The organism is Nostoc sp., assembly GCF_036918015.1.
In the GTDB taxonomy this organism is placed as follows: Bacteria; Cyanobacteriota; Cyanobacteriia; order Cyanobacteriales; family Nostocaceae; genus Nostoc.
Genome location: NZ_JBALEO010000077.1, coordinates 111,787 through 132,030, shown reverse-complemented (window position 1 = coordinate 132,030; position 20,244 = coordinate 111,787). Strand labels below are relative to the sequence as shown.

Sequence of the window (20,244 nt, the reverse complement as noted above, 5' to 3'; positions counted from 1 at the left end):
CTAAAAAGGTAATGATAGAGATGGCTGATAGTGTCAGTAGTCAGTGAACAGTAATTAGCGAAGAATAATCAGACTGATAACTGACCACTGACTACTAACCACTGATAACTGACAACTGACAAAATTGCTATGGCTGTAATTCGCTTAATTCTATTGGTGGCAGTACTGGGAGGACTAACACTGTTGTTAGTCCAAAATTTCTCACCTGCCCTATCGCTAGTATTTTTGGGCGTGCGAACTCAACCATTACCACTAGCGATATGGATTTTGTTCAGTACTGCCACTGGTGCTTTCACATCGATATTGATTGCTACCTTATTTAAATTATCCAATTATTTTCCGGGAGGACAACGCCAAACCCCTAACAGAGCAACCACCCCTTCAACTCGTGCCAAGGCAACCCAAAGAGAAGAACCGACATCTCGCCCTGCCAGTCCTCCACCACCAGCTAGTAAAAAAGAAGAGCCTAGCAGTGAGGTATTTGATGATTGGGAGACAAATAGCAGTGGAGATGATTGGAACTTTGATGAAACCTCAGAGGAAGCACCTACCCCTAATCCTCAAGCTCAACAGCCTAGAGATTCAACAACTTACGAACGTCAATCAGAAGCCAAAAGCAGTTCTCGGTCTGGTTCAGTTTACTCCTACAGCTACCGCGAGCCAAAAAATACGGCTGCGGGAAAAACTGAATCAATTTACGATGCTGATTACCGAGTAATTATCCCCCCTTACCAACCGCCAACTACCAATCAAGCGGATGATGATGATTGGGAATTTTTTGAAGATGATGATGATTTTGAAGATGATGGTAAACGCCCCCGTCGGTGAGATATCGCAGGCTACATCTCTACTTGATGCCACACCGCTCTCTAGACTCCTGCTTGACCTTACCAGTCATGGCAGCTTCCTGCAAAGTCATGAAAGCATTAAAATCTTCCAAGTCATATCGGGTAGTCAACAGTTGTCGTAGTTGATCTTCAGCTGCAACTGTCAAATAACCAGTTGCTAAAGCTCTTTCTACAACGTCACGAATTCGAGTCATGGTTGACACCTCATTCATTCTATATTTATTCATTCAGGCTTATCGGGGTGGAATATGCAGTAGTCTTTGTGTCGAAACTTCAATTTCTTTGCCAGCTTTTTTTGGGCGATCGCGGTAAATTAGTCATTATTTACACCTTTATTAAAAACATTTAATTGAGCGGGTCTTGTTATAAATGAACTTTTAGAATAACGACCCTGTGCTGTTAAGAACACAGTATTGTGTATACTTAAAATTAACCATCAGAGTAAAAACCCTGATTATTTAGATAGACAGATATTTTTGGATAAAGTTTCAAACAAGCTATGTTAATTTTTTGGTTAAGCATAGCGATCGCTATGCAGCAATTACCTAGTTACTTCAGAAAAATTACTACATTCCTAAGAAATTCGTCGGTTATTACTGATGGTAATTTCATAGAAGAATCGTTAATTTATTGCCTAAGTTACTTTAAATACATTAATAACAGTAATGATGGCAGTTAATTTCTTTTAAAGAGAAGATGGATTTAAAGGTTTAAAAAATACTTGGAAGTTAGAAAAGTTATCAGTAAATTTGAGATACACAAAGTGAAAAATTTTGATATCTGTTGAAAATAAATTTCTTGGAGGTTTATTTTGTTTTTCTATGCCTGCGGAAATTACTAATATCGGCATCAAGTCGTAGTAGTAAACTGTTAGAGGATGTCTGAAAAGTTTTTTTGTATACATCTAAGCCTTGGAGATCCCCCTAAATCCACGCCACTTGCTCATGGGGGAGACCCCCAGACGCTCGCGGACTCGCTAACGCTGCGCTATCGCCCTTGGCGTCTCCCCTTGGGAGAAGACCGCAGTGGCTCCCCTTAAAAAGGGGGACTTTAAGACTCTTATTCCCCCCTTTTTTAAGGGGGGTTAGGGGGGATCAAGAAATAGTTGATACTTGTCAGACATCCTCTTAGAGTTTGCGCGATATATATAAAACTCCGTATTTTTAAGTCCTAGATTGAATTGTTGAGTTTATAATTTAAAACTGTGACTCAGCACTCAAAACCTATAATTGGAGCGAAGCAACTGGTGAGCAGCTTATTACAAGGAGTCAACCTGTACTTAATTGGTATTATGGGCGTTGGTAAGACGACAGTAGGGCGTTTACTAGCAAAAGAACTGGGTTATGGGTTTGTAGATACCGATGATGTCATTGCCCAAGTAACAGGTAAATCTATCAATCAGTTATTTGCCCAAGAGGGTGAAGCCGGGTTTCGCCAGTTAGAAAGCGACGTACTTTCACAAGTTTGTGCTTTTACAAAGTTGACTATCGCTACCGGTGGGGGCATTGTATTGCGGCGAGAAAATTGGGGTTACTTGCACCACGGTTTGATAGTGTGGCTAGATACGCCAGTGGAGATAATTTACAGCCGTTTAGCTGAGGATACCACAAGGCCACTGCTGCAAGATGTTGATCCTAAAGCTAAGTTGCGATCGCTCCTCGAACAACGAACACCACTTTACTCTCAAGCCGATTTGCACATCATCGAGCGAGAGGGAGATACACCTGAAGATGTTGCCAAGCGAGTACTTGAGGTAATTCCTAGCATCCTGAAAAAAGCTGTTTCTCATTAATGGGGAATATTAATGTAACTGTGTCTGCAAAAGATATTTTTCATGAATCAGTTTAATTGTTTACTTAATTGTTTACAATCCAGTAGATGAGGTGATTGTAGAGTGGATAAACTAGCAAAAGCGTAATGCGATCGCTCCTTGAACAACGAACATCGCTTTACTCTCAGCGAATACTTGAAGCAATTCCTAACGTTCTCAAAATACAAGTTTCTCATTAAGAAGACTCAAGTTACCAAATTTTGCCCATCCGTAGGACAAACCCTGGTAATTCTGGATTGCCACTAACTGCTTCGGGATTTTCCAAAATTTCAAGTTCTCGATTCGGACGGTAAATGTAGACTTTTCGATTTTGCCGATCGATTAACCAGCCTAGTGATGCACCGTTATCGATGTACTCCTGCATTTTCTCTTGTAATTTTATCAGGCGATGTCTACGACGGGCTACGCCTACGCTGGATGAGCGTAACTCAATCACAAAGCTGGGACAAATTGGTGCAAATGAGGCTTTTTGTGCATCTGTTAAGGTGTTCCAGCGCTCCAGTTCAATCCAAGAAGCATCAGGGGAACGCATTGCTCCATTGGGTAGCGTAAAACCTGTACTGGAGTCAAAGCCTATGCCAGTGCCATCTTGTTCAGTCCAATACCCAAGCTGTGCAGCAATGTTAAAGTTACGGTTGCCCGTATCTGAAAAAGCTGGTGGCATAATGATGACTTCCCCATTGGCAGTACGCTCGATTCGCAAATCTCCATTGGCTTGGCAAAATTCGTAGAACTGCTCATTTGTCATCTGCACAAGCGAGGGAAAATTTACCGTTAGGGGTGTGCTTTCAGTTTGAATTAGCAGCGTGGTCATTTTCATTCCCTAGCTTCAAAGCTATACTTTTCTAGCTTGTTTTATATTTAATTCCACTTACCTAGTTATCATGGACTTGTGCTAACTCCTGTCTCAGTAATTTCAGCCTGGGGATAGAAACAAATTTGCATTGCTAAGTGTATGAGCTTTTCTAGTTCGAGTCCTTTAGCATACTGCGCCATGTTCCAAAGGTGAGGAATCCAAGTATTATGAGGCTTATACATTTGAATGTATTTCTCTGAAACAGCCTTTATAGTCGTTTCCATATCACCAGTACTCAAGATATTCGCAACAAGCTCTTTTGTATTACGTTCCCAAACTGCTCCCCAACGGCCATCATTGCAGTCAGCATCACCCTCGTTGACTACCATACGCAATGATATTAACTTAGCATCCGATCCAAAAATATCAAAGTCAAACCAGTAATACTTTCCGACCTGACGAAGATAGCCGCTACTGTATCGAGCATTTTCTATGTGGTGTTCAGGGGTATTAGGACAATCAATGTATGCAGCCGTGCTACAGTTACCTAAAAATGAAACTGGACGAATAGGGATGACCATTTCATCTTCATTAAAGATCCCTTCCCTATTAAAAGCCTGCCTTATCCATTGAGGTAGCTCTCCTGTTTCTAAAGCATATTTAATAGGTGAAAGGTTTTTGATACAGGTTGGCCACATAACTTGTTTGTTTTTCTGCTTAGATACATCTGGGTCATTTTGACAGGCGATCGCCCTGATTTTCTAGCACCGTAGAATAATTCACCAATAGCAACACTAGGAATAAAAATTTCTTCTGTATTTACTAGCTGATTATTTACTGCTATATCAATTGCAAATAAAGCAATAATAATATTAGTGTCAAGCAGGTATCTACCACTCATCTATATCTACCTGTTCGCAATCTTGTTCAATTGCTTCGCGCATCAACTGAATATCGTTTGGCGGTATTGTACCTGCAAAATTTAATAATTGTCTACCTGGAACACCATGAATTTGCGAACCTACTAAAGTTCGGGCAAACTCCAGCACTCGATACTGCAAGTCTTCAGGCATAACTTTTAATTCTTCAATTAGCCGATGGAGAATCGGTGTGTCCATATTTCTCCTGATAATTTTCGATTTTCGTTGCTAGTCCTTCTTTTATAGATTTTCACCTTTCTGAGACAAACTAAACAGCTAAGTTGTTCGGCATCTAGTTTTACAAGACAATCTAATACAGGAAACGTTTTCTGGCGCTAAATTATCAAATTTAAATGCGCGACAGCTTATGGCTGATCAGTACAGACATACTCAACTTTGGCATCAGAGATTGTGACGAGTTACAAAGTCTTCTACACTGACTGAAATAGGTTTTAACTCTCTCTGTTAGGCTCCTCATGACGGACAACGATTCTGAATACATCAGACAAACTGAAGCTACTCGTGTGCGTGTACTCAGTGAAGCACTACCTTATATTCAACAATTCGCCGGTCGCACTGTTGTTGTCAAATATGGCGGTGCAGCGATGAAAGATAGCACACTCAAAGACAAAGTTATCCGCGACATTGTATTCTTATCCTGCGTTGGCTTGCGTCCAATAGTAGTACACGGTGGTGGCCCAGAAATTAACAGTTGGTTAGATAAGCTGGGCATCGAACCACAATTTAAGAATGGTTTGCGAGTCACTGATGCCGCCACAATGGATGTGGTGGAAATGGTTTTAGTTGGTCGAGTTAACAAAGAAATTGTCGCGCTAATTAACCAAGCCGGTGGATTGGCTGTCGGACTTTGCGGTAAAGACGGTAATCTATTTACAGCCCGTCCCCAAGGTCAAGAAGGCATCGGCTTTGTGGGGGAAGTCAGCAATGTAAATATCAAGATTTTGGAAACCCTTGCTAGCAATGGCTATATTCCGGTAGTCTCTAGCGTCGCCGCAGATGAGACGGGGCAAGCGTATAACATTAACGCTGATACTGTAGCCGGGGAAATCGCTGCTGCATTAGGAGCAGAAAAGTTAATTTTACTGACCGACACCAGTGGAATTTTAAAAGATTACAAAGACCAATCTACTTTGATTCCGAAAGTAGATATCCGCGAAGCCCGCGAGTTAATTGCTAATGGTATAGTCAGCGGTGGGATGATTCCCAAAGTGAGTTGTTGTGTGCGATCGCTTGCTCAAGGAGTCCGTGCCGCACACATCATCGATGGTCGCATTCCCCACGCCCTGTTACTAGAAATCTTTACTGATGTTGGGATTGGGACAATGATTCTCGGTTCGCAGTTTACGTCGTAGAGGCCGGGGAGGCTGGGAAAATGATTTGTAACTGTAATTTTGGGTAAATTAAAACTCGTTTTTTACTTGTGGACGAGTATTTGATATTCACCTCCCCTGCCCCTCTACTCCTCGGTCACTGAGCGTAGCCGAAGTGCTGCCCCCCTGCTTCCTAGCGGGGATAGGTAATAATAACCCGCGATCGCCCGCCGCTAAATGGTGTACGACGCCATGAATTATTGATAATTACTGGATTAACTAGGGTTGAGTCTCGAATTGTTGGATTGATCGGGGTGGAATTTCTCACGTTCTGCCTGAACTGGGGATAGGAATAATCGCGGTAATGATTGCGTTGTATCATTAGTCCCGTTGTTGGGTCTACAGGCATAGGCGTGGGAATCGGACTACCATAAATAAAGGAACCCACAGAAGGCGACGATCGCCTGACTCCATAACCACCATCAATCCTGAACGCACGTTGGGCCGAAGCTGGAGCAACACTTACACCCATCACTGCTAAAGTCATACCTGCTAAGAGCCAATTCAGTTGCGAATGCTTGATTTTCAACATAATTTTGCTCACCTGCATTTGATACCGGAATTTTTAATCAGAAAATAGTCGCAGCTACTTACTTAAAATTTTAGAAGTTTATCCACTTTCAGATTGCCAGCTTTTGAAAAGATTCCAAAAAGATTGCTGGCATTGGCAAAATGAAAATAGTGCTAATTTTTGTATAAGACGTGAGTACAGAAAGTTTAGAAATTGCTAAAACCCGCTACCAGGCTGGGAAACTTGCCTTTGAGAATGGGCAATACCGTGAAGCCGTAGAAAATTTAGAAAAGGCCAGCGCTCTGTTAGCTCGTAATTCTCGCCTTGGGGGCGAAGTAGAAATTCATCTAGTGACAGCTTATGAAGCGGCTGGACGCACGGATGATGCGATCGCTCTTTGCGAAAGACTCAAACGCCATGCCCATTTTGAAATCAGCAAACAAGCGCGGCAGATGCTTTATATCTTAAAAGCACCAAAGCTGAAAAGACCAAGCGAATGGATGACCGAAATCCCCGATTTGGGTGCATTAGCCGATAATGAACTCAAAATTTCTGTACCTGCTAAGTCTCCAAAATCTTCTGTCCAGCAAAAGCCAAAACCTGCCGAGCCAGAATTCGTTGACCTCAGTCAGGTCAATACCAGAGATAATCGCTTTATCTGGGTGGCGCTAATTGCCATTGGTTTAACCATCTCGTACTTGGTTTGGTTGAATTTTTCAGGAACTCCTGGCTGATAACAATTTTGGATTTTGGATTTTGGATTTTAGATTCTTTTGGTTTATCCTTCACCCAGAAGGGTTGAGGGATGAACCAAAATCCAAAATTTAAAATCTTTGAACTTTATCCGTTTATGGGTGGGGTTAATCCAAAATCCAAAATTTAAAATCCAAAATCTGTTGACTTTTGGGGAGATTTATAGTTATGAATTCTTCAATTTTCGGAAAGATTTTCTTCTGGTTAGTCAGACCGTTTAGTTTTGTGTTGGCAAAGATGAAATTTCTCTCACCACTGAATGGTCGAAATCGAATGAACCGCGTTTTTCCGATGCGAAATCCTATTCTGTGGCTCGTGCTATTAACATCTTTGCTACTGACTGGCTGTGTGAAGTACGATGTCGGGCTTAATTTTGATAACTCAAATAGTGGCGAACTAGTACAGCATATTAAGTTGGGAGAACGGCTAACCAGTTTTAGTGGCGATTCTGTGTACGAATGGTTAAAGAGCATAGAACGCCGCGCCCGTCAACTTGATGGTAAAGCACAGCGAGTTTCCCAAGAAGAAATTATCGTCACAATTCCTTTTAGCAATGGTACGGAATTGCAAGAGAAGTTCAACGAATTCTTTAACTCCCATGCGAATCAACCCTCTGAGTCTGTGCAGAGCGAATCTAACTCAGAACTGCCAAAAATTGAATCAAACGTCCTCTTGGAGCAGAATAATTTTTTACTTTTAGTCCGAAATCGGTTAATTTATGATTTGGATTTGCGATCGCTCTCTCTAATTGCCAGTAAAGGTAACGTTCTAGCTAATGCTGGTTCAATTCTCGACTTAGAATTTAGCTTGAAGACTCCTTGGGGAGCCAAAAATATTCAACTAACTGAAACTGCAATTGAGCCAGAAAAAAATGGCAATCAATTAGTGTGGAAACTCCAACCTGGTGAGCTAAATCACATAGAAGCTGTTTTTTGGCTTCCTAGTCCCCTTGGTATTGGTGGGTTATTAATTATCCTGTTTGTTTCGGCAGGATGGTACTTGAGATATAATTTCATGCCAGATCCAAGAATTCAGTTTCCTCCCAAAACAGCAGCAATTCAGGAACAGTAGACTATTTATCTGTTGAAGATTATCAGTTAAGCCGATGCGTTCTCCATCGGCTTTTTTACACTTTATCCAGTTTTTTGTAAAAATGAGTCATAGCGAATTAGCCAAAGAAATTGTTCGTGTTTCCTATTTGAAAGGCGAGTTTCGGTTACGTTCTGGTCAGATATCTGACCATTACTTTGACAAATATCAGTTTGAATCTAATCCTTTGTTACTAAAGCGGTTAGCTAAAGAAATGGTAAAAAAAATTCCACCAGACACGGAAATTTTAGCCGGACTGGAATTAGGGGGAGTTCCTTTAGCAACAGCAATTTCATTAGAAGTTGAATTACCAGTTGTCTTTGTTCGGAAGACAAAAAAAGAATATGGTACTGAGAAGCTAGCAGAAGGAATTGATATTCAAGGGAAAAAATTGTGTATCATTGAAGACGTGATTACAACAGGTGGTCAGGTTGTAAAAAGTACCGATGCGTTGCGTAATGAGGGAGCGATCGTGGACTTCGTACTCTGCGTAATCTGGCGCGGAAGTACACAAGACAACAGCCTCGAAAAAGCTGGTATTCAAAAACTTCCTCTATTTGGTATGGAGGATCTTTCGGTATGGATGGAACTGTCTTGAAGCCCACAATCAAAATATCTTGGACAATAACCCTAAAAATACTTAGGTTTGAGATAAAACTTGTGTAATTTATGGTTAAACATTACTATCGATAAGTTAGCCAAAATTATCCAACAGAATTCAGGAGTCAGGAGTCAGAATTCAGCAATGTTTTCTGTACGACTGGCGGATAGCGTAGCGTTAGCGAGTCTTCGAGCGTCTGAATAATCGACGTTTTTGTACCCCCACTAAATTGAAAATTTGGTGGTCTTCAATTAGTCGCAAGTCTGAATCACCGACTGATAGCGAAGCGTTAGCGAGTCAGCAAGCGTCTTGATTCTGACTCCTGAATTCTGACTTCTGAATTCTTCTTCAACCAATAGTTACTTTATGGTAACTACTTTACTTTAGTAACTAGTTACTTTTAGTATCTGATGTAATGCTTTGAAATAAAGACTCAAAGAAAAGTAAAAGCAGTAAATCCTAGTTAATCAGGAGATATTTGGTGGTAAACATTCTACATATTGATTCCAGCCCCCGTGGTGAACGATCGCACTCTAGAGAACTATCCAAAGAATTCGTCAGTGCTTGGAAAGCAGCGCATCCTGAAGATGCGATCGCTTATCGAGATTTAGGGCATTACCCAGTTCCTCACGTTAATGAAGCTTGGGTTGCAGCATCATTTTCACCACCAGAAACCCATACCCCAGAATTAATTGAGGCACTGAGGATTTCTGACGAACTGATTGATGAGTTTTTGGCAGCCGATCGCTACGTCTTTGGAGTGCCAATGTACAACTTTAATATACCTTCCACTTTCAAGGCTTACATCGACCAAATCGTTCGCCCTAACCGGACTTTTGCTATAGATGCTCAAGGCGGTTATAGAGGGTTAGTTGAGGGTAAAAAGGCAGTTGTCATCACATCTCGCGGCGGTGACTTTACGGCGAAATCTCCTGCCGCTCCCTATGACTTCCAAGAACCCTACCTGCGGACGATTTTCGGCTTTATTGGGCTTACAGATATTCAATTTATTAACGCTAATAGCTTGAATGAAGGTGATGCTGCCCGTACCCAATCTCTATCAGAAGCAAGGGCAGCAATTCAAGACGCGATCGCCCAGTGGTAAGAGGAATGCTGGGGCAGAGGAGAAAAACTGACTGCAATTATCTTTCTCCCCTGCCCCCCTGCTCCCCTGCCCCCTGCCTCTTCTTCAGGGTGACAATCGCTCAATTTTCCAAGTGCTATTATCTAAACGGCTATAGAGTAAGCGATCGTGCAAACGGCTAGGGCGTCCTTGCCAAAATTCAATTTCTGTAGGGATCACTCGTAAGCCTCCCCAATGAGGCGGTCGAGGAATCTCCTGATTTTCATATTTGCTCTGGAATTCCTGCACGCGTCGCTCAAGAACTTCTCGGCTTTCTATCACCTCGCTTTGATTAGATACCCACGCACCCAAGCGACTTTTGGCAGGGCGACTTTCAAAATACTGGTCAGACTCAGTTTCGGAAACTTTCTCCACATACCCCGAAATTCTGACTTGACGTTCTAGTTCTGCCCACCAAAAGACTAAAGCCGCCTGGGGATTTTCTGCTAGTTGTTGTGCTTTGTGGCTGTTGTAGTTGGTGAAGAAGGCAAAGCCCCGTTCATCAAAATCCTTGAGCAGCACCATTCTAGCTGAGGGATTACCGTCTGGTGTGGCTGTGGCAATAGTCATGGCATTGGGTTCGGGGAGTTGTGCTGCTAAAGCTTGATCGAACCATTTTTTAAATTGGATAAAAGGATTGAGTTCTACTTCGAGTTCGCTTAAACCTTCCAAGGTGTAGTCTTTGCGAAGGTCAGCTACCGTTTTGTCCATTGTGATTTGTTTCCTTGCTATCAGATACGCTTATATATATCTTTGTCAAAAATATCTATGATGATAATCAGTGCCATCAAGAATTTTACAAATTCTCTGAATAAATATCTAAAATAGGTTGCGTCAGATGCGCCGTTCAGCCTCCCTTCAACGCTTGTTAATTTATGGTCTGAGCGGTCCGATTATCGCTCTCAATGTCTGGTTGCTGTCTGTGCTTTTTCGCTATTTCCAGCATCCTATTACTGTATTGCTCATTGCAGCGATTCTGGCTTTTCTCCTAAATTACCCGGTTAAGTTCTTTGAACGTGCTCAGATCACCCGCACTCAGGCGGTGATCGTAGTTTTACTGGCAACATTAACCCTGCTTGGGATTTTGGGTGTCACCCTAGTACCGTTGATCATTGACCAAACAATCCAACTGTTAAATAAGATCCCTGATTGGTTAACCGCCAGTCAAGCAAACCTAGAGCAGTTTGAGATGTTGGCAAAGCAACGACGTTTGCCAGTCGATCTGAGGGTTGTGAGCAGTCAAATCAATGCCAACATTCAGAATGTGGTGCAACAGCTAGCTTCTGGGGCAGTGGGATTTGCTGGCACACTGCTGTCAGGATTACTTGACGTAGTGTTAGTTATCGTGCTTGCATTTTATATGCTTTTATATGGCGATCGCGTCTGGTATGGTCTGATCAATCTTTTGCCTTCTAACATTGGAGATCCCCTCACCACATCCTTGCGCCTAAACTTCCAGAACTTTTTCCTCAGCCAATTGTTACTCGGATTGTTCATGGTGCTAACCCTGACACCAATTTTCTTAGTGATGAAAGTGCCCTTTGCCCTGTTGTTTGCCATATTAATCGGTATCTCAGAACTCATTCCCTTTATTGGGGCATCTCTGGGTATTGGTCTGGTGACAATTTTAGTACTACTGCAAAATTGGTGGTTGGCAGTTCAAGTTGCGATCGCGGCAATTCTCATGCAGCAGCTTAAAGATAACTTGTTAGCTCCCAGGTTACTCGGCAATTTTATCGGACTGAATCCCATCTGGATTTTTGTGGCTATTTTGATGGGATTTGAGATTGCTGGGTTGTTAGGGACGCTTGTTGCTGTTCCCATTGCTGGTACGATTAAAGGCACTTTCGATGCTATTAAGAGCGGTAAGCCGAGTGATTTTGTCTCAACTGTCACTATTGGTCGCGATCCGCCCCCTGATTAAGGTAGCAGAAGGACAGGAGCAGGGGCAGGGGAGCGGAGGGGCAGGGGAGCAGGGGAGAAGTTGCAGTAAATGTTTTCCCCTCTGCCCCCTCCCCGCCCATTGCCCAACTCAAAAGTTGCACAATCCAATATCACAATTCACAATGGTGATCGATTACAAATTGTAGAGGATACTGCCAGCAGGCAATTTCTGAATAAAAGAAGCAAAAGCGAATGTATACAGTACACGCTTTGCCAATAGTCAATTAGTTTAGTGTTGAATTTACAGTATTTTGATTCTCATTAATTAACTTAGAACCTGTTGATGGAAGCTTCCGAGCTGTTAGAAACAATCACATTTTTGATTTACCAAGCCGAGCAGGGTGAAATTGATCCTTGGGATGTCCAAGTGATTGAGGTGATTGACCGCTATTTAGAACTGATGGCACCAGGGGCAATAACAAGAGGCTATGAAGCCGACTTGTCTCAATCTGGACAGGCATTTTTATCAGCATCAATGTTGGTATTATTCAAAGCCAATACCTTGATGCAATTGTCAACAGTCGGAGATGCACAAGATGGTATAGAAGATGATGCCCTCTTAGAAGGTGAAGACGGTGTATTACATCAGGGTCATCGTCTACCATTAGAACGGCAATTGCGTCGTCGTCCAGCGGCAATGCCGCCACCAAAGCGCCGAGTAACTCTGCAAGAGTTAATCAAGCAATTGCAGATTATGGCGAACCAACTGAAACTGGTAGAAAAAGTCAGCAAACCTATCCGTCCCAGGCGTCAACCTAGCGTCCAAAGTATGCGGGAGGCGCTGGAGTTAGCTCACCAGGAAAATCTGACAGAAGTCGCTGGAGAACTGGAGCAGGTGTTGAAATTGTCGACAATAGACCTAAGTTTAGAACACAATTGGGTGAATTTAGAACAACTTGTAGAATTGTGGACTAAGACAAAGCTTTTCAAGCAAAATGGGTCTGGACATGAGTCTGAACACAGTAACCTAGTTAGCGTTTTCTGGGCACTACTATTACTCTCGGCTCAATCGAAAGTAGAGCTATTTCAAGAGGATTTTTATCATGAAATTAAAATTCGCTTAATTAGAGATTCAGCTCATATCGGCAAACCTTTTGAGAATCCGATGAACTAAGTCTATGAAGAGTGCTGAGTTCCGAGTGCTGTTAGCGGCAGCCGGGCGTTTGTCCCGTGCTGAGTTGAAAGGAGTCGAAGTGAAGCAGGAAGCAAAGTGAATCCTTGGCATTAACAAGATTTCAGCCCGGATTTCTCACGCATAGTGTAGGCTTCAGGGGAAGAGGAGTGTGGGGAGTGTGGGGAGTGTGGGGGGTAAGACTTCTTCCCCATCCTCCCACACCTCCCACACCTCCCACACCTCCCACACCCTTTGGATTTCTCACTTGTGAGAAATCCAGGTTCAGGCTTCCTTATGAGAAAAATAGGAATTTATTTATGGGATTTTCCTCCTGGCTCCAGCATAGCTGCTGCCTACATTGTCATAGATTTTTGATTCAGCCCCAAAATCCGAGTAAATTGAAAAGATAAGCGATCGCTTGTCATCTAAGTATATCGATGGTTGTAATAACCACTGAATTCTTGTTATCCCTATTCTGGGGGATGACTTAGAGAAGAAATAAAAACTGATGATTAAGTATCACTCGATGAAAGTAAACTGGCTTGTGGTTGAGGGATAAATTTTTATGAAAGCGATGATTCTCGCGGCTGGCAAGGGTACTCGCGTGCGTCCGATTACCTATACAATTCCCAAACCAATGATTCCCATCCTGCAAAAGCCAGTGATGGAGTTCTTGCTGGAACTGTTACGCCAACATGGATTTGACCAAATTATGGTCAATGTTAGTCATTTGGCTGAGGAAATAGAAAACTATTTCCGTGATGGTCAGCGGTTTGGGGTGCAGATTGCCTATTCATTTGAAGGGAAAATTAATGACGAGGGTAAACTGGAGGGAGAAGCAATTGGTTCAGCTGGAGGGATGCGCCGCATCCAAGACTTCTCACCCTTTTTTGATGATACCTTTGTGGTTTTGTGCGGTGATGCTTTGATTGACTTGGATTTAACTGCGGCGGTTAAATGGCATAAATCCAAAGGAGCGATCGCTACCATTATCACTAAATCTGTCCCCAAGGAAGAAGTTTCTAGCTATGGTGTGGTTGTGACTGACGAAGATGGTCGTGTCAAAGCTTTCCAAGAAAAACCTTCAACTGAAGAAGCCCTCAGCACCAACATCAACACAGGTATTTATATCTTTGAGCCAGAGGTTTTTAACTATATTCCCTCTGATGTTGAATATGACATTGGTAGCCAATTATTTCCCAAATTGGTAGAAATCAAAGCCCCCTTTTACGCCATTCCGATGGACTTTGAATGGGTAGATATTGGTAAAGTACCAGACTATTGGCGGGCGATTCGCGGTGTACTGCTGGGTGAAATCAAAAATGTGCAAATTCCTGGTCATGAAGTCGCCCCCGGCATCTACACGGGCTTAAATGTCGCTGTCAATTGGGACAAAGTAGATATTACAGGCCCCGTTTACATTGGCGGGATGACGAGAATCGAAGACGGAGCTAAAATTGTCGGGCCAGCAATGATTGGCCCCAATTGTTGGATTTGTAGTGGCGCAACAGTGGAAAATAGCGTGATTTTTGAATGGTCGCGCTTGGGCCCTGGAGTCCGGTTAGTCGATAAACTGGTATTTGGACGTTATTGCGTAGATAAAACTGGCGCTGCGATCGATGTTCAAGCTGCTGCTTTAGACTGGCTGATTACCGATGCTCGTCAAACACCACCATCACATACCCCTGTTGAGCGACAAGCGATAGAGGAATTGTTGGGGACGAACGTAAATTAAAGTTAGGAGTTAGGAGTTAGGAGTTAGAAGTTAGGAGTTAGGAGTTAGGAGTTATTATTTTGTGTTTCACTCTTCACTTCTAACTCTTAACTTTATTCCTAACTCTTCACTCCTAACTCCTAACTATTTAAGTACGTATATCTTCTAAGACTCTGCTCGTAGGTTTGCAGTAGTCGCTGAGATTCCGCTAGGGTAATGCGCTTTTCTTCTAATGCTTTCTCGCAACGTTGGCGAATGTTTTCCACCATATCTTCGGAGTCATACTGGACGTAGCTTACCACTTCACTCATGGTGTCACCTTTGACGATGTGTTCAATCTGGTAGCCTTTGGGCGTCAATTGAATGTGAACGGCGTTGGTATCCCCAAAGAGGTTGTGCAAATTGCCCATGATTTCCTGGTAAGCTCCATTCAAGAACATTCCCAAATAATAGGGTTCTCCAGGTTTGTAGGTGTGCAACTCTAAAACCGATTTGACATCGCGCAGGTCTATAAAGCGGTCGATCTTACCATCACTGTCGCAGGTGAGGTCTGCCAAAATTCCCCGCCGCGTTGGTTCTTCATCTAAGCGGTGGATTGGCATGATTGGGAATAGCTGGTCGATCGCCCAGCAATCTGGTGCTGATTGGAACACTGACATATTCACGTAGTAGATGGAAGCCATAATTTTCTCTAGGTCTTCCAACTCATCGGGTACGTATTCTTGCTGTCTAGTGATAGTAAGAATTTTTTGACAACAAGCCCAGTAGAGGCGTTCGGCTTTGGCTCGTTCTCTAAGGCGTAAAATTCCTAAGTTGAAGCGGCTAATGGCTTCTTCTTTGAATTGTGCGGCGTCGTGGTACAACTCTTGGTAATTCTCTTGGTTGATGGATTGATAGCTTTCCCAAAGATAATTAATAATTGGGGATTCTCCCTCTTGTGGAGGTTCTGGTGAATCGAGGGGGACATCGCTGGTACTAAGAACATCAAAAATCAGTACTGACTGATGGGAAGCGATCGCTCGTCCACTTTCACTAATCAGTGTTGGTACGGTAATTTGGCGTTCCGCACAGGTATCTTTTAACTCTGCCACGATGTCGTTGGCATAGTTCTGCATGTTGTAATTTTTCGATGCATAGAAGTTGGTTTGGGAGCCATCATAATCTACGCCCAAGCCGCCACCAACATCAAGGTATTTCATATCCGCCCCCAGCATCGACAATTCTACATAAATGCGGCTGGCTTCTTGGATGGCATCTTTAATCACATTAATGGCAGAGATTTGTGAGCCGATGTGGAAGTGCATCAACTGCAAAGAATCGAGCAGGTCAGCTTCGCGTAACTTGTCAACAGCCTCGATTACTTCAGGCATTGTCAAACCAAATTTAGCGCGATCGCCACTGGAGGCTCCCCAACGTCCCATGCCTTGGGTACTGAGTTTAGCACGAACACCTAATATTGGCTTAATACCTAACTGGCGATTGGCATCAATTACCAAATCAACCTCTTCAATCTGTTCTAAGACGATGATTGGTGTTTGCCCTAGTCTTTGGGCTAACATTGCCGTTTCGATGTATTCCCGGTCTTTGTAACCGTTGCAAACTAACAATGCTCCTGGTGTATCCAACACAGCCAGAGCAATCATTAATTCTGGCTTGGAACCAGCTTCTAAACCAAATTGATGGGGTTTGCCAAATTTGACTAAATCCTCAATCAAATGCCGTTCTTGATTGCATTTGACGGGAAACACGCCACGGTAGACACCAGGGTAATTGTAGCGAGCGATCGCTTTATTAAAACAAGCGTTCAACCGCTCAATCCGGTCTTCCAAAATATCAGAAAAGCGAATCAACATGGGAAGTCCCAAGTTGCGCTGTTTCATGGAGTTGACCAATTCAAACAAGTCAAGAGAACCCCCGCGATCGCCCTTGGGTGACACGGTAACGTGACCAGCAGCGCTAATGGAAAAATAAGGTTGTCCCCATCCTTCAATCCGGTACAAGGCTTCGCTATCCTCAATTTTCCAGGAGCGAGGTAAATCTCCTGTGGTAGGACTCGGTGGTAACAGTTTTTTTTGTTTATGACTTTTCACTTCTTTTTGTCCATTGGACGGTACTTGTACCACCTCGTCAGATGTAGCAGTTGACTCAACACCCATTTCTTCCTAACCTCTGTTTTTCACCCACGAGTTAACAATTTAGCGCATTCATCTGGGAACGTATATGCACCCAAAGATAATTTCTGAGATAAACTCTGATTGGTCAAGAGTCATTGGTCATTAGTCATTGGTCATTGGTCATTGGTCATTAGTGCAAAACCTTTGGACAAAGGACAAAGGACAAAGGACAATTGACTAGATAAAAACTTTATTAAGCTTTGGGAGATAGCAATGGAGCGCACATTTTTAGCAATTAAGCCTGATGGAGTCCAGCGGGGATTAGTAGGTGAAATTATCCGTCGCTTTGAAACCAAAGGTTTTACCCTGGTTGGTTTAAAGTTACTAAAAGTCAGTCGAGAATTGGCTGAACAACACTATGGCGTTCACCGAGAACGTCCCTTTTTTGGTGGTCTAGTGGAATTTATAACTTCTAGCCCAGTGGTAGCGATGGTATGGGAAGGTGATGGTGTTATTGCATCTGCCAGAAAGATTATTGGTGCGACAAACCCTTTAACAGCAGAGCCAGGAACGATTCGCGGCGATTTTGGACTGAATATTGGTCGCAACTTAATCCACGGTTCTGATGCTCCAGAAACCGCGCAACAGGAAATTGCCCTGTGGTTTAAGGATGAAGAATTGGTCAGTTGGCAACCACACTTAACGCCTTGGTTGCACGAGTAAGGGGGAGACGCGATAAATCGCGTCTGTACAAAAGTTAGGAGTTAGGAGTTATGAGTTAGGAGTTAGGAGTTAGGAGTTAAAAACTCATAATAATTAATAACTCCTCACTCCTCACTCCTAACTCTTCCTTCCTCCTCACTTATTTAGAGACTTCGCTCTTTTCCGGTTCTATTTGGGGTGATTCAGTACCAACGCGCTTGGAAAATCCCCAGCCTAAAATCAGGAAGATGGCAGCAATCATGATCCATTCTGGTGGAACTAAACTATCGTTGAGTACTTTCAACAACAAGCGTAAACCCACCAAGGCGACAGTTACATAGCCTGCATCCTCTAGGTTTTCGTATTCGTCTAGCCAACGAATGAATAATCCTGCCATGAATCGCAACGCAATAATACCAATTGTTGCACCCGTTAGCACTAGCCATTTTTCTTGAGAAACTGCGATCGCAGTTGTCACGCTATCCAAAGAAAATGCCAAATCTGTAAATGCAATCACAGGTATCGCTTGCAACAATGAATTAAAGCGCGGCCCGTGATGGCGATCGTCCTTAGATTCTTCCGAGGTAAAGTGTTGGAATACCAACCACAGGAGATAAGTAGCGCCCAATAATTCAAATTGCCAGAATTGTTGTACCCAAGTGGCAGTAAGAATCAGGGTGATTCGCAGCACATAGGCAACGACTAAACCAAAGTTCAAAGCTTTACGCTCAAGTTCTTTGTCTTCCAGCCCCCTAGCGATCGCAGCTAGGGCGATGGCATTGTCGGCAGATAACAGCGCCTCTAAAAGCACCAGGATCGCCAGAACTATAAGGGCTTCAAGGCTGAAATGAAAATCGAGGTAATCAAAAATTCGGTCTAGCATTCCGGGTTTCTCAAGCAGAAAAATTAAAATTTGACAAGAACGGAGATTTGTATGTTAAAAAGCGCAATAAATTGTCTCTCTAATTCAGCTTAACGTGGTTGTGGTGCATTTTGAAGAGGGTTGAATGTGTGCGATCATCGTGTGAGTGGGGTTATTTGTGTATAAGTCAATACTCCCAAAGTTTTAACATCTAGCTTAGTGCGATCGCAATGGACTGCTGTCAGTTGACATCTAGAATTAGAATATAAGAACAAAAATATGGTAATAGTTTATGAATATTTCCTTAACAATCGAGCTTGAGCAGTTCATTCAAAGTCAAGTTGCAAGCGGGAAGTACACCTCATCTGAAGAAGTGATTATTGCGGGTATTAGGCTATTGGAGGAACGGGAACGTATTTACAAGGGTCGGTTTGAGGAACTGCAAAGAGAAATTATGATTGGGGTTGAGCAACTTGACCGCAAAGAACGACTTGACGGTAAAGAAGTAATCGAGCAACTGCGTCAAAAAAACCAAGCTTTGAGAAAGACTCAGGCACAATAATGAGTTTATATTTTCTATCGCCTCAAGCTGCCCAAGATTTACAAGAAATTAACGATTACCTATTTGCTGGAAATCCAGATGTTGCAAATAGATTGCTCACACTCATAACTCAAAAGTTGGATACTTTGGCAAAGTTTCCCAGTATGGGACGTAGACGGGATGAACTTTTAACTGCGTTGCGAAGCTTTCCAGCTGATGATTATTTGATATTTTATCGCCCAATTGCAGAGGGGATTGAAGTTGTGCGAATAGTAAGTGGCTATCGTGATTTAGAGGCGCTGTTTTTAGATGATGATTCACGGTAATAATTTTTATTCTATTAGAAAACAAATCTTGTTACAGTAGGTTTTAGCTTCCCTTTCTAGACGTTCAATCTCTGATTTGATACCCTATGGCAATTTGTGATGTCTTGGGTAACAAGATGCGAAGCCGTTCAAAGCGGTTACTGTAATTAGCCCAAAAGTCCCTGCGACTACATAGCCGATTTGACTCGAAGTCTGGTAAATCGAGCTTGTTCAATATTAGATTTACTAGCTTTTGGAAATCACCATAATTGATACCTCCAATCCACTCTCGAAGTCTTTGCCTTGCAGGATCTGAAAGTTTATACCATTTTTCACCATTTCTATAGTTATTTCGCAACCAATCAACCAATAAAGAATGATTGCTTGCTATATCATTAGAAACATTAGTGAGCAAATGATTAACAGCCTTTATTTGCTGACTCTCTGACATTTCACCCAAACAACTTAACAGCCATTTTACCTGCTGCTGATTTGGATAAATAATTGTAGTAAAACAGGGAGTTATGTCTTCTATAAATTTCGTGAGTAATGGAATCCAAACAGGTAAATCTTCTCGGATGTTGTTTAGCAATTCGGTTCGATTAATACGCTGTTCACAAAGAATTTTTGCTAATTCTCTACCTGCTTGTTTACTGCAAAGCGCCCGAATAATTTGAACTGGTAGGAGGTGACTAACTAAATCAGAATTAGCAAAAATATCAAAAGATTCAACTAAAGACTGTGCTAACACCTGTTTTTGCTGATCACCATAATAAAGAGCTAAACGCCACAATAGCTGATGTTGCAACCATAAATTAGAAATTGCTACCTTCCAAATAGCTGCTGATGTTTTTCTGCATCGGTCAAGATTTTGCTGATCCCACTGTGCTTTAGCATGGATGCAGTAAACCCAGTCCAACTTACTTACTTGATCAGCTTTACCCTGTTCAATAGCTTCCAATATTTTATCAACATTTGGTATTGATATTGTTACATCTGGTAAGTTACTTGCAAGCTGAATAAGTTGATTAGGACTACACTGGGGAGTTTCAGGTAGGGAAGGAATGGAAAACTGAGAATTCAAT

24 protein-coding genes are annotated in these 20,244 nt (G+C 42.5%); 13 read left to right on the top strand and 11 right to left on the bottom strand.

What is annotated here, in order from left to right; genetic code table 11:
• Positions 1 to 129: 129 nt before the first annotated feature.
• Positions 130 to 828 (top strand): LapA family protein, encoded by a 699-nt coding sequence (locus V7K61_RS22605; RefSeq protein WP_335056688.1) that lies wholly within the window; start codon positions 130 to 132, stop codon positions 826 to 828.
• Between the two features lie 19 nt (positions 829 to 847).
• Here V7K61_RS22605 and V7K61_RS22600 read toward each other — a convergent pair whose 3' ends face one another.
• Positions 848 to 1,042 (bottom strand): hypothetical protein, encoded by a 195-nt coding sequence (locus V7K61_RS22600; RefSeq protein ID WP_094347837.1) that lies wholly within the window; start codon positions 1,040 to 1,042, stop codon positions 848 to 850.
• 1,052 nt (positions 1,043 to 2,094) lie between these two features.
• On the opposite strand from V7K61_RS22600, the gene V7K61_RS22595 reads away from it, so the two are divergent.
• Positions 2,095 to 2,640, top strand: a complete 546-nt coding sequence (locus V7K61_RS22595; RefSeq protein WP_335056783.1) for a shikimate kinase — start codon at positions 2,095 to 2,097, stop codon at positions 2,638 to 2,640.
• Between the two features lie 229 nt (positions 2,641 to 2,869).
• Here V7K61_RS22595 and V7K61_RS22590 read toward each other — a convergent pair whose 3' ends face one another.
• The 4 genes from V7K61_RS22590 to V7K61_RS22575 all read right to left on the bottom strand — a co-directional run bounded on the left by V7K61_RS22590 (position 2,870) and on the right by V7K61_RS22575 (position 4,593).
• The gene (locus V7K61_RS22590) at positions 2,870 to 3,493 is read right to left on the bottom strand and encodes a Uma2 family endonuclease (RefSeq protein ID WP_335056686.1); all 624 of its coding nucleotides are present in this window, start codon (positions 3,491 to 3,493) and stop codon (positions 2,870 to 2,872) included.
• 68 nt (positions 3,494 to 3,561) lie between these two features.
• Entirely contained in the window at positions 3,562 to 4,056 is a 495-nt protein-coding gene (locus tag V7K61_RS22585) for a hypothetical protein (protein ID WP_335056684.1), read from the bottom strand.
• Positions 4,057 to 4,124: 68 nt separating this feature from the next.
• Positions 4,125 to 4,376, bottom strand: coding sequence for a PIN domain-containing protein (locus V7K61_RS22580; protein WP_335056682.1), 252 nt, complete (start codon positions 4,374 to 4,376; stop codon positions 4,125 to 4,127).
• Positions 4,366 to 4,593 carry a hypothetical protein gene (locus V7K61_RS22575; RefSeq protein WP_335056680.1) on the bottom strand — a complete coding sequence of 76 codons (228 nt, stop codon included), beginning with the start codon at positions 4,591 to 4,593 and terminating at the stop codon, positions 4,366 to 4,368. The genes V7K61_RS22580 and V7K61_RS22575 overlap by 11 nt, the downstream gene beginning before the upstream one ends.
• Positions 4,594 to 4,871: 278 nt before the next feature.
• Between V7K61_RS22575 and argB the strand changes: the two genes are divergently transcribed.
• Positions 4,872 to 5,768, top strand: a complete 897-nt coding sequence (gene argB / locus V7K61_RS22570; RefSeq protein WP_335056678.1) for an acetylglutamate kinase — start codon at positions 4,872 to 4,874, stop codon at positions 5,766 to 5,768.
• 151 nt (positions 5,769 to 5,919) lie between these two features.
• Here the strand turns inward: argB and V7K61_RS22565 are convergent, their stop codons facing one another.
• Entirely contained in the window at positions 5,920 to 6,318 is a 399-nt protein-coding gene (locus V7K61_RS22565; protein ID WP_335056676.1) for a hypothetical protein, read from the bottom strand.
• A gap of 170 nt (positions 6,319 to 6,488) precedes the next feature.
• On the opposite strand from V7K61_RS22565, the gene V7K61_RS22560 reads away from it, so the two are divergent.
• The 4 genes from V7K61_RS22560 to V7K61_RS22545 all read left to right on the top strand — a co-directional run bounded on the left by V7K61_RS22560 (position 6,489) and on the right by V7K61_RS22545 (position 9,845).
• Positions 6,489 to 7,031 (top strand): tetratricopeptide repeat protein, encoded by a 543-nt coding sequence (locus tag V7K61_RS22560; protein ID WP_335056674.1) that lies wholly within the window; start codon positions 6,489 to 6,491, stop codon positions 7,029 to 7,031.
• Between the two features lie 187 nt (positions 7,032 to 7,218).
• Positions 7,219 to 8,121, top strand: a complete 903-nt coding sequence (locus V7K61_RS22555; protein WP_335056672.1) for a DUF3153 domain-containing protein — start codon at positions 7,219 to 7,221, stop codon at positions 8,119 to 8,121.
• 82 nt (positions 8,122 to 8,203) lie between these two features.
• Entirely contained in the window at positions 8,204 to 8,737 is a 534-nt protein-coding gene (pyrE, locus tag V7K61_RS22550; RefSeq protein WP_335056670.1) for an orotate phosphoribosyltransferase, read from the top strand.
• 484 nt (positions 8,738 to 9,221) lie between these two features.
• Positions 9,222 to 9,845 (top strand): FMN-dependent NADH-azoreductase, encoded by a 624-nt coding sequence (locus V7K61_RS22545; protein WP_335056668.1) that lies wholly within the window; start codon positions 9,222 to 9,224, stop codon positions 9,843 to 9,845.
• 84 nt (positions 9,846 to 9,929) lie between these two features.
• On the opposite strand, the gene pdxH is transcribed toward V7K61_RS22545, so the two are convergent.
• Positions 9,930 to 10,574 (bottom strand): pyridoxamine 5'-phosphate oxidase, encoded by a 645-nt coding sequence (gene pdxH, locus V7K61_RS22540; protein ID WP_335056666.1) that lies wholly within the window; start codon positions 10,572 to 10,574, stop codon positions 9,930 to 9,932.
• 127 nt (positions 10,575 to 10,701) lie between these two features.
• On the opposite strand from pdxH, the gene V7K61_RS22535 reads away from it, so the two are divergent.
• A complete protein-coding gene (locus V7K61_RS22535; protein WP_335056664.1) occupies positions 10,702 to 11,787 on the top strand; it encodes an AI-2E family transporter in 1,086 nt (361 codons plus the stop codon).
• A gap of 303 nt (positions 11,788 to 12,090) precedes the next feature.
• On the top strand, positions 12,091 to 12,921 hold the full coding sequence (locus V7K61_RS22530; RefSeq protein ID WP_335056662.1) for a ScpA family protein: 831 nt from the start codon (positions 12,091 to 12,093) through the stop codon (positions 12,919 to 12,921).
• Positions 12,922 to 13,042: 121 nt separating this feature from the next.
• Here the strand turns inward: V7K61_RS22530 and V7K61_RS22525 are convergent, their stop codons facing one another.
• The gene (locus V7K61_RS22525; protein ID WP_335056661.1) at positions 13,043 to 13,186 is read right to left on the bottom strand and encodes a hypothetical protein; all 144 of its coding nucleotides are present in this window, start codon (positions 13,184 to 13,186) and stop codon (positions 13,043 to 13,045) included.
• Between the two features lie 300 nt (positions 13,187 to 13,486).
• On the opposite strand from V7K61_RS22525, the gene V7K61_RS22520 reads away from it, so the two are divergent.
• Positions 13,487 to 14,656 (top strand): NDP-sugar synthase, encoded by a 1,170-nt coding sequence (locus V7K61_RS22520; protein ID WP_335056659.1) that lies wholly within the window; start codon positions 13,487 to 13,489, stop codon positions 14,654 to 14,656.
• Positions 14,657 to 14,775: 119 nt separating this feature from the next.
• Here the strand turns inward: V7K61_RS22520 and speA are convergent, their stop codons facing one another.
• On the bottom strand, positions 14,776 to 16,791 hold the full coding sequence (speA, locus tag V7K61_RS22515; protein ID WP_335056658.1) for a biosynthetic arginine decarboxylase: 2,016 nt from the start codon (positions 16,789 to 16,791) through the stop codon (positions 14,776 to 14,778).
• 231 nt (positions 16,792 to 17,022) lie between these two features.
• Between speA and ndk the strand changes: the two genes are divergently transcribed.
• Positions 17,023 to 17,472: a nucleoside-diphosphate kinase gene (ndk, locus tag V7K61_RS22510; RefSeq protein ID WP_289797237.1), complete on the top strand. Its 450-nt coding sequence runs from the start codon at positions 17,023 to 17,025 to the stop codon at positions 17,470 to 17,472.
• A gap of 139 nt (positions 17,473 to 17,611) precedes the next feature.
• Here ndk and V7K61_RS22505 read toward each other — a convergent pair whose 3' ends face one another.
• A complete protein-coding gene (locus V7K61_RS22505; protein ID WP_335056657.1) occupies positions 17,612 to 18,334 on the bottom strand; it encodes a TerC family protein in 723 nt (240 codons plus the stop codon).
• Between the two features lie 271 nt (positions 18,335 to 18,605).
• Here V7K61_RS22505 and V7K61_RS22500 point away from each other — a divergent pair, with 271 nt between their 5' ends.
• The gene (locus V7K61_RS22500; protein ID WP_335056655.1) at positions 18,606 to 18,875 is read left to right on the top strand and encodes a type II toxin-antitoxin system ParD family antitoxin; all 270 of its coding nucleotides are present in this window, start codon (positions 18,606 to 18,608) and stop codon (positions 18,873 to 18,875) included.
• Complete coding sequence (locus V7K61_RS22495; protein ID WP_335056653.1) at positions 18,875 to 19,180, top strand: type II toxin-antitoxin system RelE/ParE family toxin; 306 nt, start codon at positions 18,875 to 18,877, stop codon at positions 19,178 to 19,180. The genes V7K61_RS22500 and V7K61_RS22495 overlap by 1 nt, the downstream gene beginning before the upstream one ends.
• Before the next feature lie 64 nt (positions 19,181 to 19,244).
• On the opposite strand, the gene V7K61_RS22490 is transcribed toward V7K61_RS22495, so the two are convergent.
• Entirely contained in the window at positions 19,245 to 20,243 is a 999-nt protein-coding gene (locus V7K61_RS22490) for an EH signature domain-containing protein (RefSeq protein WP_335056651.1), read from the bottom strand.
• Position 20,244 lies beyond the last annotated feature (1 nt).